At 37.2% G+C, this 13,883-nt stretch carries 11 protein-coding genes and 1 pseudogene; 6 read left to right on the forward strand and 6 right to left on the reverse strand.

What is annotated here, in order from left to right; all coding sequences use genetic code 11:
• From tnpC to F908_RS03100, 3 genes are all read left to right on the forward strand, one after another.
• The coding region (gene tnpC / locus F908_RS03090) for an IS66 family transposase (RefSeq protein WP_005157360.1) at positions 1-603 on the forward strand (603 nt) is incomplete at its 5' end.
• A 273-nt stretch (positions 604-876) separates the two neighbouring features.
• Positions 877-2,994 carry a TonB-dependent receptor gene (locus F908_RS03095; RefSeq protein ID WP_005157370.1) on the forward strand — a complete coding sequence of 706 codons (2,118 nt, stop codon included), beginning with the start codon at positions 877-879 and terminating at the stop codon, positions 2,992-2,994.
• A 29-nt stretch (positions 2,995-3,023) separates the two neighbouring features.
• Positions 3,024-3,266 (forward strand): hypothetical protein, encoded by a 243-nt coding sequence (locus F908_RS03100; RefSeq protein WP_005157371.1) that lies wholly within the window; start codon positions 3,024-3,026, stop codon positions 3,264-3,266.
• Positions 3,267-3,319: 53 nt separating this feature from the next.
• Here F908_RS03100 and F908_RS15375 read toward each other — a convergent pair.
• A protein-coding gene (locus F908_RS15375) for an IS3 family transposase (protein WP_155756589.1) occupies positions 3,320-4,449 on the reverse strand; the annotation gives its coding sequence in 2 pieces (ribosomal slippage) (positions 3,320-4,197 and positions 4,197-4,449; 1,131 coding nt in all).
• Positions 4,450-4,671: 222 nt separating this feature from the next.
• Between F908_RS15375 and F908_RS03115 the strand changes: the two genes are divergently transcribed.
• The 3 genes and pseudogenes from F908_RS03115 to F908_RS03120 all read left to right on the forward strand — a co-directional run bounded on the left by F908_RS03115 (position 4,672) and on the right by F908_RS03120 (position 7,136).
• The gene (locus tag F908_RS03115) at positions 4,672-5,169 is read left to right on the forward strand and encodes a hypothetical protein (RefSeq protein WP_005157372.1); all 498 of its coding nucleotides are present in this window, start codon (positions 4,672-4,674) and stop codon (positions 5,167-5,169) included.
• Positions 5,170-5,702: 533 nt separating this feature from the next.
• Positions 5,703-5,765 (forward strand): annotated as a pseudogene (locus F908_RS16480) (hypothetical protein); the annotation flags it as partial.
• A gap of 246 nt (positions 5,766-6,011) precedes the next feature.
• Complete coding sequence (locus F908_RS03120; RefSeq protein WP_005157385.1) at positions 6,012-7,136, forward strand: Fic family protein; 1,125 nt, start codon at positions 6,012-6,014, stop codon at positions 7,134-7,136.
• Positions 7,137-7,153: 17 nt separating this feature from the next.
• Here F908_RS03120 and F908_RS03125 read toward each other — a convergent pair whose 3' ends face one another.
• From F908_RS03125 to F908_RS03145, 5 genes are all read right to left on the reverse strand, one after another.
• The gene (locus F908_RS03125) at positions 7,154-10,030 is read right to left on the reverse strand and encodes a type I restriction endonuclease subunit R (RefSeq protein ID WP_005157402.1); all 2,877 of its coding nucleotides are present in this window, start codon (positions 10,028-10,030) and stop codon (positions 7,154-7,156) included.
• Positions 10,031-10,138: 108 nt separating this feature from the next.
• On the reverse strand, positions 10,139-10,555 hold the full coding sequence (locus F908_RS15875; RefSeq protein WP_155756593.1) for a hypothetical protein: 417 nt from the start codon (positions 10,553-10,555) through the stop codon (positions 10,139-10,141).
• Positions 10,476-11,081: an AlbA family DNA-binding domain-containing protein gene (locus F908_RS03135; RefSeq protein ID WP_005157418.1), complete on the reverse strand. Its 606-nt coding sequence runs from the start codon at positions 11,079-11,081 to the stop codon at positions 10,476-10,478. The genes F908_RS15875 and F908_RS03135 overlap by 80 nt, the downstream gene beginning before the upstream one ends.
• Positions 11,082-11,090: 9 nt before the next feature.
• Complete coding sequence (locus F908_RS03140) at positions 11,091-12,311, reverse strand: restriction endonuclease subunit S (protein ID WP_005157421.1); 1,221 nt, start codon at positions 12,309-12,311, stop codon at positions 11,091-11,093.
• Positions 12,311-13,879, reverse strand: a complete 1,569-nt coding sequence (locus F908_RS03145; RefSeq protein ID WP_005157424.1) for a type I restriction-modification system subunit M — start codon at positions 13,877-13,879, stop codon at positions 12,311-12,313. The genes F908_RS03140 and F908_RS03145 overlap by 1 nt, the downstream gene beginning before the upstream one ends.
• Positions 13,880-13,883: the final 4 nt, after the last annotated feature.

Genomic DNA, 13,883 nt, shown 5'->3' on the forward strand with positions numbered 1-13,883 from the left:
AGTGGTTATAAGGCACGTTTTGCCTCAGGTCAGATGATTGAAGTGGGTTGTATGGCCCATGCCCGTCGTAAATTCCATGAGCTGCATGTGACGGGTAAAAGTCTCATTGCCGAACAAGCTCTGCAATTGATTCAACAGCTTTACCAAATTGAGGCAGAATTACGAGAGATACCAGACTGTAGTGCCGAACAACGCCACCAGCGAAGGCAGCAGGACAGTCAACCGATCATGCGTCAACTGTATGTCTGGCTGAAAGAATATCAAGATAAAGTACCAAAGAGTTCGCCTACAGCGAAAGCAATCAATTACAGCCTAAAACGCTGGTCTGCCTTAAGCCGTTATCTGGATGATGGCAATTTGCCAATAGACAATAATTGGATAGAAAACCAGATGCGTCCGTGGGCATTAGGCAGAAAAAACTGGCTATTTGCAGGATCACTGCGTAGTGGTCAACGGGCAGCGAACATCATGACTTTAATCCAGTCAGCCAAGCTGAATGGTCTTGATCCGTATGCCTATCTCAGTGATGTGTTGAAAAGGCTGCCAACACATAAAATGAAAGATATCGAAGCGCTGCTGCCGCATAACTGGAAGCCTGCTTGAGTTCAAGTGGGCTTCACTGGATGCTTACAGAGAAAATGACGATTTTGAGGTTTATGCCGCCCTTGCACTTGATAGTAAAAATCGTGAAAGCACAGAAAAATTATTAAATTGGAGTAATGAGACTGGCTATGAAAATCCGACCTACATTCAAAAATTAAAACAAATGTTAAAGCAACTCTAAATATAAATTTGATAAACAACTGAAAACATGAAATGAATAATGATTTCATGTTTGAGAAAATCACGAAAATTTATAAAATTAATGGAATAAAAATGAAAAAAAGAATTTTGTATTGCTTGTTGATAGGAAGCAGTCATTTCTATTTAGGTCAGCTTACTCATGCGGGAGGTGAACTTACAACAACACTTCCTACAATTAAAATAACAGCATCATCAAATTTAGATAACACTTTTGGGGTCGCATTTACTTCATCCCAAGGAACAATATCGAAAGAACAAATTGAAACTCGACCTTTATCACGTCCAGCAGAAGTTTTAGAAACGATCCCTGGTGTCATTGTGAGTCAACACAGTGGTAGTGGTAAGGCAAATCAATACTTTCTGAGAGGTTTTAACTTAGATCATGGAACTGACTTTGCAACATCATTTGATGAGCAACCCATTAACATGGTGAGTCATGCCCACGGTCAAGGTTACACAGACTTAAATTTTCTAATCCCCGAACTGATTGAATCAATTCAATATCACAAAGGAGCAGTATCGATTGATGATGGTGATTTTGCATCAGCAGGCACAGCAAAAATTTCGAGTATCCATTCTCTAGATAATCCTTACGCACAAATAACGTTAGGTAATCACAACTTACTTAGATTTTTAGCCGTTGGAAACTTAGTTCTTAGTGACGGGGAATTAATCGGTGCAGTTGAGAATATCAACAGTGACGGACCTTGGGTTAACCCTGAAAATCTTTCAAAACAAAATGTATTCTTAAAATATTTCACTGGTGATCATAATAAAAATCAATCCATCAGCTTTCAACATTATCAAGCACGATGGGATGCTACTGATCAAATTCCAGAGCGGCTGATTGAAAGCGGTGAACTTAATCGCTTCGATAGTTTAAACAAGAGTGATGGTGGTAAGTCTGCTCGGACTGCTATTTGGTATAATGCTAAAAATTATGAGAAAACGAAATACTCAACAATCTCCTCTTATGCCGTATATAACAAACTGAATCTATTTTCTGACTTTAGTTATTTTTTAAATGATCCAATCCATGGAGACCAATTTGAGCAAGCTGAAGAACGAACGACACTTGGATTTAAATTTCAAAAAGGTTCATTAAGTGAATGGTCAAGCAAAGAGCTTTTAAACTCATTTGGATCATCTCTTAGGTATGATTATATTAACAACTTAGGTCTTTATCAGACACAAGATCGACAACGTTTCAACACGATAAGAAATGATGATGTTAATCAATTGTCTATTGGAATATGGGGACAAAATCAAACAACATGGCAACCTTGGTTAAAAACCATTTTAGGCGTTCGCGGTGATTTTTATTCTTTTGATGTAAATTCTGATAAAGAAGAAAATAGTGGTCATAAAACTGATCATATTTTCAGCCCTAAAATGAGTATAATTTTAGGTCCGTGGGAGAATACTGAATATTACATTAATTATGCATATGGCTTTCATAGCAATGATGCTAGAGGAACTACAACGCACCTAAACATTGATTCTCGTGATAGTAACTATTTAAAACCAACTCTCCCCGTTTCTCCATTGGTAAGAACAATAAATTCAGAACTTGGATTAAGAGCAAAACTTATACCTGAGCTCACCTCAACAATAGCTCTATGGCAACTTGATTCAGATTCAGAACTGGTATTTATTGGCGATGCTGGTACGACAGAAGCAAGTAGACCAAGTAAAAGACAAGGTATCGAAATTTCACAATTCTATCAACCAACAGATGCTTGGGTTATCGATCTAGATCTGGCTTGGTCAAAAGCAAGATTTAAAAATGAAAATTCGGAAGGAAATCATATTCCTGGGGCAATAGAAAAGACCATAGCTGCTGGATTTACTTATAAACTGAATGACCAAATTAATTTTGGAGGACGTTTGCGTTACTTTGGTTCTCGCCCTTTGATTGAGGATAACTCAGTTCGTTCCGATTCATCAACTTTAGTTAACTTACAAGGCAGCTATGAATTTAATAAAAATTTTCTAGCACAAGTTGAACTCTTTAATGTATTCAATCAAAAAACAAATGATATCGAATACTACTATGCATCATGCCCTCGTCAAGATCTCAGTGAGCCTACATGCTCACCTAACTCTTCAGAACGTGAAGGAATTTATGATAGGCATATTCATCCTACTGAGGGCAGAAACCTCAGAATGACCTTCCGCTATTTATTCTGACCTGAGCGATAAATGCTGAGGAGAAAAATATGTTGTCTCAAAATAAACTCAATATTTCACAGAGCGCATTTCTCTTTAGCATTATGATGCATGTTTTTATTGTAATCCTACTTTTAAATTTTGCAGTTAAAAAAAACGATCATATAAATTCAAATATAAAGATTACGTTAGTTTCGGCATCAAGTGCAAATCATAAAGATGCAATGTTTTTGTCTTCAAAAGATTCGCAAACAACAGCAACAATCGATCAACCTCTAATGTGGTTCCGTTAATTAGACCACTCAATTCAGTTTTATAAGTGATAAATCCGCTCTAAATATTTAAATTATGCTGCCATTACTTTTAGTAAATGTTGATCATAAAATTCATTTGGTGTTGCCTTATTCAAACTTGAATGAGGACGTATCGTGTTATAAAAATCCAAATATTCAGCAATTGATTGTTTCGCTTGTTTAACCGTATCGTAAGCCTTCAAATAGACTTCCTCATGCTTCAAGCTGCGCCATAATCGCTCAATCATCACATTATCTCTCCACCGTCCTTTCCCATCCATACTGATACTGATATTTCGCAATTTTAACTCATTCAAAAATGCCTCGCTTGTGAATTGACTGCCTTGGTCTGTATTAAACACCTCTGGACAACCATATTTCACAATTGCTTCTTGCAACGCATCTATGCAAAAGTCTGTTTCCATACTGATCGATACACGATGAGCCAGTACTTTACGACTATGCCAATCTATAATTGCACACAGATAGACAAAGCCTTTAGTCATAGGAATGTATGTGATATCTGTACACCAGACTTGATTAGAGTGAGCGATGACCATGTTTTTCAACAGATATGGGAAAATACGGTGTGCAAGATTAGGCTTACTGGTATTGGGTTTTGGATACAAGGCATGTATTCCCATCAAGCGCATTAAACGTCGGACTTTACGCCGACCTATTTGATGTCCTTGACGCTGTAGCATATCTCGTATCATTCGACTGCCCATAAATGGGTAGTCGAGATGAATTTCATCGATCAGACGCATCAAACTCAAATCAGTTGATGAAATCTCTTTGGGCTTGTAATACAACGTACTGCGATTGATTTGAATCAATTGCGATTGTTGTCGTACCGAAAGTTGATGGGTCTTATCGATCATTTTTTGCCGCTCAGCTGCCCTATTTTTCTGAGCGCACCTTCTAAAAAATCAATTTGCAATGCCTGATGTCCTATCTTGGCATGTAGAGCTTTGAGGTCAATCTCAGGTTCTTGTTGTGCTGTTGGTCGTGAAAAAATATTGATTGATTGCTCAAGCAGTTGATTTTTCCAATCGATGATTTGGTTTTGATGTAAATCGAATTGAGTAGAAAGTTCAGCGAGTGTGTGGTCGCCTTTAATTGCTGCGAGAGCAACTTTAACTTTAAACTCTGCTGAATGATTACGACGTTTTCTTCGTGTCATGGTTGACTCCAAAAACAAGCATTTCCCATGCTTATTGGGGAGTAGATTATCACTTATAGACGTGGTCTAAAATCCTAGAACCACATCACTCAACCAATCAGTGAAACAATATTTGATAGTACAGCACAAGTAAATGCATCAACAGAAAATCAAGTACCAGAGTTCTTTAGTATCGATGAGCATGTAAATTCATCAAAAATTGAGCATACTTATGACCCGCTCTTGGATGCACAAAATAGAGCAAAAAAAGCTATAAAAGAAGCAAAAGACGTATCAAATCTTTATCAGTCAAATATCAAACCGATGGAAACTGACTTCTTAGAAAAGAACCAATTATCTTCTTTAAAATTAGAAACTGACTCATTTAGTTTTTACAAAGTTGAAATTATTGACACACCAAAGGATTTTGAACGTTATTCTGCTCAAATTCATGTTTCTAAAACCACATCATCAAGTGAAGAAGAAATTAAAATTAATCAACTTAGTGAACAAATTACAGAACTACTTCATGAAAATCGCTTAGTTTTAACCAACAAAAATCCTGAAACTATTGAATTTATAATCGATCCAGTTAATCGAATTATTCTTATTCATCTTTCGTCAGAATCATTGAAAATGCATCACAATCTCAAATCATTATTAGAAAACATGTCGTTTGATGCAATTCTAATAGATAGCAATCTGAATCAAAAAGCTTATTCTTTTGTTGTTAATATTTAATTTTCAACATAAAACAGAGATTTAAAAAACTCTCTTTTGGGGAATTATTTGTGATTCAATCCAGATAGCACAATCATTAATATACTTTTATGATAGCTTTCTTCGCTTGAACTTGCACCCCATGATCAACAATACTTTTAACAAGTTCCACAATATCTTTTGTTACAATCATATCTACCCGTCTATCTCCTAATTTTTCAACGATATCAACATATACTGTTCTTCTTGTTTCATGCTGCTGTCTTTTAAAATTACGAGAATCCTCGATCTTTTTTAAAGACCAGTAGGCTAGTCAACAATTATTCTACTCTCATTAATTTCTATCAAATAACAAACTATGACATTTTTCAAATTTCATTTTTTTATTAAAACTGCTGTTCTAGGTTTAAAATAAGATTTCACTCACTATTGGCTCAATTCTTAGATATAAAAGCTATACTTCTCCTTAGATGAGATCCTGTTGACTCCCTATCAGTTAGACAATTAGACTTTCTATATTTTAATTTATTCAAAAATTTAAGGACTTAATACGCATGAACAGCGCTGAAATCATGGCTGACTTATCTTCTCACACACCAATGATGCAGAAATACCTTTTCATTGATTTATAAAATAAATTTTTAACAAAATCTTGAAACCTACACAACAACCTACACTTTTTCAAAATCATTAAAACAGCCTACACCGCAACCGACCCACCATTTTTTATGCCCATCAAATAAGCAATCAGATTGAATCATTAAATGAGCTGAATCATAAATTTATTTGACTCATTTAATGAGTCAAATATATACTACAATCTACTCAAACCTATTCTTAACTATTTCAGGGGATGACCAAGCATGTATGATGACTGGATCTGGAAACAATCTAACTGGGCAACCTTTACATGGAAGGATGAAAACATTCTTCCACTCACCAGACACATTCATCGAAAAATTGGTATCTTGCTTGGGCAAAGCCAGCATAACCCTGAAAAAGAACACATGACACTAGACAACTTAATTGCCAATCTGGTCTCATCCTCAGCGATTGAAAATGAAACGCTGAATGTTTATTCGCTGCGTTCATCTTTAGCAAGGCATTTAGGTGTGTCACTAGACCAACCATACCCCAGTTCTGAACGTTCCGATGGTCTAGCCAATATCATGCTGGACGCTTTAAATAATTTTAAACAAGACTTATCTGTTGAAAGATTATTTCAGTGGCATCAATGGTTATTTAATGAAACTGACTGGACGATGCAGCGTATTCGTATTGGGCAGTTACGTGGACATGAACCTATGCAGGTTGTATCAGGGCGTATGGACTACCCTACTGTACATTTTGAAGCTCCACCACGAGATGCTTTAGAACAACGTTTGGATGAATTTATCCAGTGGTTTAATACGAGTAGAAACAATACCCTGCTTGACCCACTGATTCGGGCTGGAATTACTCACCTATGGTTTGTGACACTCCATCCTTTTGATGATGGTAATGGACGTATTACCCGTACATTGACTGACTTGGCTTTAGCTCAGATGGATCAACAAAGTATTCGTCTATATGCAATGTCACCTGTCATCCTAAATAAGCGTAAGAGTTATTATGAAATTCTTGAAGCCACTCAAAAAAGTGATTCTGATATTACGGATTGGTTACTTTGGTTTCTACAGGCACTCAATGAAAGCCTTGAGCAGACATTAAAGCGTATTGAAAGGACGCTTCGAAAAAGTACATTTTGGCAGGTTTTTTCGGAAATGGATTTACATGAGGGGCAGCGTAAAGTTTTAAATCGACTGCTTGATGGTGGGGAAAATGGCTTTGAGCATGGCATCAGTGCTTCACAATATCAGAAAGTGGCTAAAGTTAGCCGAGCAACGGCAACTCGCCACCTGACTGATTTATTGGAAAAAGGCTGTATCATAAAACTTGAAGGTGGTGGGAGAAATACAAGGTATCAAATCCAAAATTTAAGGGTTTAAGTCATTCTAAACCCTTACTACAACCCCACATAAAACTTCTCAATCAACTGTCGTGTTTTCACTAATAAATTGGATAATACACTGTCCCGCTCAAAAAGCTTGATCTTGTAGTTTGGCAACTCTTTCATTTCTTCTTTACGTGGTAAGCGTTTATTGAATTCATAATTATCTAAAACCTGTTTCATTGCTTCAGGCTTGAGATTTTCTTGTTCACAAAAGTGCTGATAGGCTTGCTCTTTTTCCGCATCCCAAAACTGAGCAAAAGCCACTTGTACACTTTGTCCATTGATCATTTTTGGCATGTTTTCTTCGATGAACTTTTGTATCAAGTCTTGCTTATCATGCAAGCTAATATCACTCCCAATCAGATCATGTACTTGAGCTTCGTATTTCTTACGCTGCTCATCTGTTTCAGCATTCACTGCCATCTGTAACAGTGTCAGGATATAACCCACATTGATACGGTCACTGTGCAGCAAATCCAATTGGAAATCGACATCATCCAGCACGGAAACTTTTTCATTTTTGGTGGTTTTCCGAATCGCACGACAGAGATCAGCATATTTAGATGCAAAATTCGCAAAGTGCTGTTTATCAAGCTTAGTGTCGTCTTGATCATATTCAATGAAGGTTTGTAGCTGGGCGTTGTAGCGCATCACTTCACGGAATGCCTTGATGAACTCTAGTTGCTCATCCTCAGTCAGCAAGTCATCCACGGCTTGATAATCAGCAGTAATGGCAAACAGTTTTTCTACCGCTTGCTCATAATCTTGTTTGATTTCATCAAAGCTAGGGACAAGAACGGTCTTCCGTGCTTCTTTATTTGAAAATAATGCCAATGCTTCATCGGTGGCACGTTTTAAATTACGGAAGCTAATGATGTTCCCAAATGGTTTTTTATCATTGTAAACACGGTTAGTCCGTGAAAAAGCCTGAATCAAACCATGATATTTAAGGTTCTTATCGACATATAACGTATTCAAAGGTTTTGAGTCAAAGCCTGTGAGGAACATATTCACGACCAATAAGATATCAATCTGCTTTTTCTTTACCCGATCTGCAATATCACGGTAATAAGCATAGAATCCATCACCTGAATTATAATTCGTACCAAATTGAGCATTATAATTGGCAATGTAGCGATCCAATTTATCACGACTAGACTGATTTATTTGGCTCGGTGCATCTGTTGACTCTTCTTGAATCAATCCATTTTGGTCGTTGCTCTCAACAGCTTCATTCGCACCGTATGAGAAAATAGTTGCAATGGTGAGAGGTTTAAATAATCGACCTTCCGCTTCATCTTGTTGTTGCTTCTCAGCTTGGACTTTTTCAAATAAGTCATAATACTGCGTTAAGGTATCCACTGAGCTGACACAAAACATCGCCGTAAATTCACGGTTTTTGGTTTTGGTATCATGCGTATCAACGATATAACGGGCAATCATTTCCAGTCGCTGCGGATTATCATAAAGCTCTTTGGTATCTATCCCCTCAACATCTTCATCATAATCGAGGTTATTCTGCATACCCTTAGCAGTATATTTGCCACGATAATCTATTTGGAACTGCAATACGTTACGGTCTCGAATCGCATCCACAATGACATATTGATGCAAACATTGATTGAATAAATAATCTGTGGTGAGCTTCAATCCTGCTTTAGATTGACTATTTTCCTCAAAGATCGGTGTTCCCGTGAATCCAAACATCTGTGCATTACTAAAGAACTTTTTTATGTTTTGATGGGTATCACCAAATTGACTGCGATGACATTCATCAAAAATGAATACAACTTTTTTATCTTTTAAATAATTGATCTGTTCTAAATATCGGTCTGTACTAATCGCACGATTCAGCTTTTGAATGGTGGTCACGATCAGCTTGTCATGGCGTTGATCGAGTTGCTTCACTAAAGTGTGCGTGCTGTCTGTGCTATCCACACTCTCGGCTTTAAAAGCATTAAATTCTCGTGAAGTTTGGGTATCAAGGTCATTACGATCTACCACAAACAAGACCTTTTCTACATCAGGCATCTTCATGATGAGCTGACTGGCTTTAAATGAGGTCAGTGTTTTACCTGATCCTGTGGTATGCCAGATATAGCCATTTTGTTCTGAATTTTGCACATGGGCAATAATCTTTTGCACGGCATAAATTTGATATGGGCGTAGCACCATCAAACTTTTACTGGTTTCCAACATCACCATGTATTGAGTCAGCATGTCTGTAAGATGCTGATGATTTAAAAATGCATCCGCAAAATCGACAATTTCATTGATATGTTTATTGGCAACATCTGCCCACGGAAAGGCAAACTCTATCCCAGTCGTACCATTTGAGTAATAGCGAGTATTTGCACCGTTACTAATGACAAAAAGCTGAATAAAACTAAATAGCCCTTGCCCTGCCCAATAGGCTTCACGAATATAACGTTGGGTTTGATTAAAGGCTTCGGCAATTTCCATGCCTCGTTTTTTCAACTCAATTTGAACTAAAGGCAAACCATTGACCAGTAAGGTCACATCAAAACGGCTGGTTCTGCCATTATAGTCGCGGTGATCGATGGTGATTTGATTGGTCACCTGATAAATATTTTTGCTAGGATCATCAGACAGGAAAAAAATATGTTTGCTAGTGCCGTCATCAAATTTAACTGGGAACAGATCACGCAGATTCTTGGCCCGTTCAAATACTGTGCCTGTATTTAGAAAGCTAATGACCTGCTTCCACTCAGTTTCTGATAATGGTGCAAGTCCGTTGGCACGTTCAATTTGTGTTTTGAGATTTGACAGTAGTTGGCGTTCATCCTTGATGGTAACGGTTGCATAGCCCAGTCCTTGCAGTTGTGCAATCAGTTCATTTTCAAGTTGATATTCGCTTTGTACTGTCATATTTCTCTCATAATTAAATATTTAATTAACAATAACTTATACAAAAAACTAGCTAAAACTAGCTAAAACTAGCTAAAACTAGCTAAAACTAGCTAAAACTAGCTAAAACTAGCTCTTCTTTAAATACCATGTCAAACCTTTAGCTTCGACCAAACCATCTCTACGCATTTTTTGCAATAAATTACGTACTCTATGTCTACGCTGGTCTTCATCTAATATTTGCGGTAATTTATCGATTAATAACTTTTCAAAATCAGCTCGTTTCGCCTGCTTAAACTTGCGTAAATATTCCAAAATGAGTCCCTGATAATGCTGATCATCCAAACCACGCATTTCTAAATATTCTGCTTGCTGATCTGTTTGTTCAGCCACATTTGCAGAGATACAATAATTTGGCTTTCTACCTTCAATTAAACCTTTTTTTCTAAGTTCGGCAGCGTCATCATCACTGATTAACTGGTTCTTTTGTACCTGATCCAGCGCAATAATATTGGTGAGGGATAAAAAGCTGTCGGGCTGTAGCAATCGCAATCGGGTCTAAATCTTGTAATGTCGCATCGGGACAGATTTCAGCACTCCAATCGGTTTCCATGCTTTGCCATATTTTCTTGGCTTTATCGGGATAGTCTTTAAGTTTTTTGGTATAACTCCCAATACGGATATAGGCTTCATGTAGAAAGCTCACTGGTGAGCCGCTAGTCGCTGGAATTTCAAATACAACAAGATGCTTACCATCAATGTCGAGTTCATGAATTTTAAAGTCAATGCGTGGGTTTAAGCGTGCCAGTAACCAAAACTCTAAATCCTCATTGCCTTTGGCTTTTTGTTTTTTAGGATCAAAGTTTGTGCCTACAATGCTTTGATCGTGGTCTTTAATCCCAAAAACTAAGTAGCCATAGCGCTTGTTACATAAACATGCGCCGTTGGATAGGGCAGAAATACGCTCTCCAATTTCTTCGGCACTATGGTAGTTTTCTTTAAACTCTAACCATTCTTGCTCACTGGGTTCTTGGAGCAATTGCAATACAAGATTTTGAAAGTAATCGGTCATCTGTTTCACCTACACAAACATCTGCTGCAACAAGCCTTTTTTCCATTGTTTGGTTTGTTCAATTTGCTGGGCAACCACTTCAATTTTTTGGTCGATAGCAGAGAGGAAATTAGCAATTTTGGTTTGTTCTTCTAAGCAAGGAATTTTAAATTTCATATTACGTAGCTCATTTAGTGATAATACTAATTGCGATGTACCAACAGCATACTTAACGTATTCTTGTTTATAAAAATTTAAATATTCATGAAAAAATCTATTATCGCTATTTTTCATAGTAAATACTGGATAGTAGGTACTTATAATTCCAGTTATTCCCAATCTATTAAGATTAAAGAAAAAAAGTCCATCATCACTTCTTGATCTGTATGTAATTTGATTCGGTTGAATAATGTTATAACCAATATTTTCTCTATCAACTAATCGACTACCTTCAAAATATTCAGCTTGTCGTATTAAACCTTTTCTAGATGAGGTAAGTACTTCATACTCATCTTGAATCTTTGAAGTACTTTTAAATTCATTAATATAATTAGCAAGTTTTGATAATGCCCACTCCCCAAATTCACTCCCATCATCCGCCTTAAAACGAATCTGCTGACTAAACAACTTCTGCATCATGCCTTGTTTATACTGGCTGAGTAGCTCATGTTTTCGAGTCAGTTGGCTAATTTTTTCATCGACTGCGGAAAGGAAAGAGGCGATTTTGGTTTGTTCTTTAAGCTTAGGAAAAGGCAATTCTAAAAGTTTTAAATCTTCAATACTCACATTAGATTGATTACCTGTCCCACCTTTAGATGAATTGAAAAAATGATAAAAAAATCTGTCAGTGGAAATTCTATATTGAATAAATTTTGATAAAGAAACTTGTTCCTTTCCCCTTAAACGGACTAATCGCTGATTCAATAAAAATTTATTATTTTCTGTGATTTCTACATTATAGCCATAGTCAGTTTTTCCTACTGTCCCTGTAAGTGTTAAAACAATATCACCTTTGGATAATAAAAATTTTTCGTTTTTACTTTCTAATACAGACCAATAGGAAGGATTTCTCGTTAAATCTAATTGATTTTGATATACATTAGACATTTTAATTAATTGATAAGCTTGGACATCATTACTCATTGATTTACTATCAAAAGCATATCCTGCTAAAAAATTAATTTGATTTTCAAGTGTATCTAACAACCAATCCCCATCAAACTCTTTAAATCGTAACTTAGGTATAGACATTACTTCACCTCCGCAAACGGCGAAGCAATCCCAAGCTCTTTACAAAACTCAGTGATGACGGCATCGGTCTTTTGACTTTCAACTTCCAAAGCCTGCAACGCTTGAGCAATGGCATCAAGGTCAATCTCATTCTCAGCTTCAAAAGTATCGACATAACGTGGAATATTCAGGTTAAAGTCGTTGTCTTTAACTTCTTGTAAAGTCGCCACATGCGCGTATTTATCAATACTCTGACGGTTTTCAAATGCCCCAATAATATTATCCAAATGCTCAGGCAATAACTTGTTTTGATTCTTCTGCTTTTCAAACTCGTTGCTGGCATCAATAAACAAAATATTGTCTTGATGCTCACGGTTTTTCTTCAGCACCAAAATACACGTAGGAATCGACGTGCCATAGAAAATATTGGCAGGTAAACCAATAATGGTATCAATCACATTGAGCTGTTCAATCATGTACTGACGAATCACGCCCTCACTCGAACCACGGAATAAAACGCCGTGCGGTAGAACCACCGCCATTGTGCCGTGATCATCCAGTTGATAGAGCATGTGCTGAACAAATGCCATATCAGCTTTAGAACTTGGTGCAAGTTTGCCATACGCAGCAAAACGCTCATCCTGTAAAAATAACGGATCGGCAGACCATTTTGCTGAAAATGGCGGATTCGCCACCACCGCATCAAAACGTTTGTTTAAATGCTGCGGACGAATCAAGGTATCTTCTTGCTTAATGTCGAACTTGGCGAAATGCACATCATGCAAAATCATGTTCATACGTGCCAAGTTGTAGGTGGTACGGTTCATCTCTTGACCGTAAATCATATCCACGTCTTGAACTTCACGCTTTACACGCAGCAACAACGAACCTGAACCACAAGTCGGGTCATAAACAGAACGTAAACGAGTTTTCCCTTGCGTTACAATCTTCGCCAGTAAGGTCGATACCGTTTGAGGCGTATAGAATTCCCCTGCTTTTTTACCTGCACCCGATGCAAACTCACCAATTAAATACTCGTAAGCATCGCCCAATACATCGCTTTCAGTATTGGAAATATCAAAATCAATATCATCTAAATGGCTGAGAACCTTTGCCACCAGTTCATTACGGTCACTGGCGGTATTGCCGAGCTTGGTCGAATTTAGATCGAGGTCTTCAAACAGGTTGGCAAAATCATCGGCAGAGTCTGAACCCAACGTACTTTGTTCAATGGCTTTCAGCGTGGCAGCCAAGTCATCTAAAATAAATTCGCCTTTACGACCACGTTCAGCAAGCGTATGAAATAGTTGTTTTGGTGTCAGCGCATAGCCCACTTCATCAATGGCATTCTTTTTAATTACTTCGATATACGGCGTATGTTCAGCGTTGTTTTCATCAAGCTCTAAAAAGCCAATCTCTTCACCATCAAGCAATTCATTGGCGAAGTTCACGGCTTTTTCAGATAAATATTTAAAGAAGATAAACCCAAGAATATAGTCACGAAACTCATCTGCACCCATTTTGCCACGTAAAGTATTGGCAATATTCCATAGTTGTTTTTGTAGCTGTTGCAGTTGTACTTGGGTCATTGTT

The sequence above is a fragment of the Acinetobacter sp. NIPH 284 genome (assembly GCF_000369425.1).
Taxonomy (GTDB): domain Bacteria; phylum Pseudomonadota; class Gammaproteobacteria; order Pseudomonadales; family Moraxellaceae; genus Acinetobacter.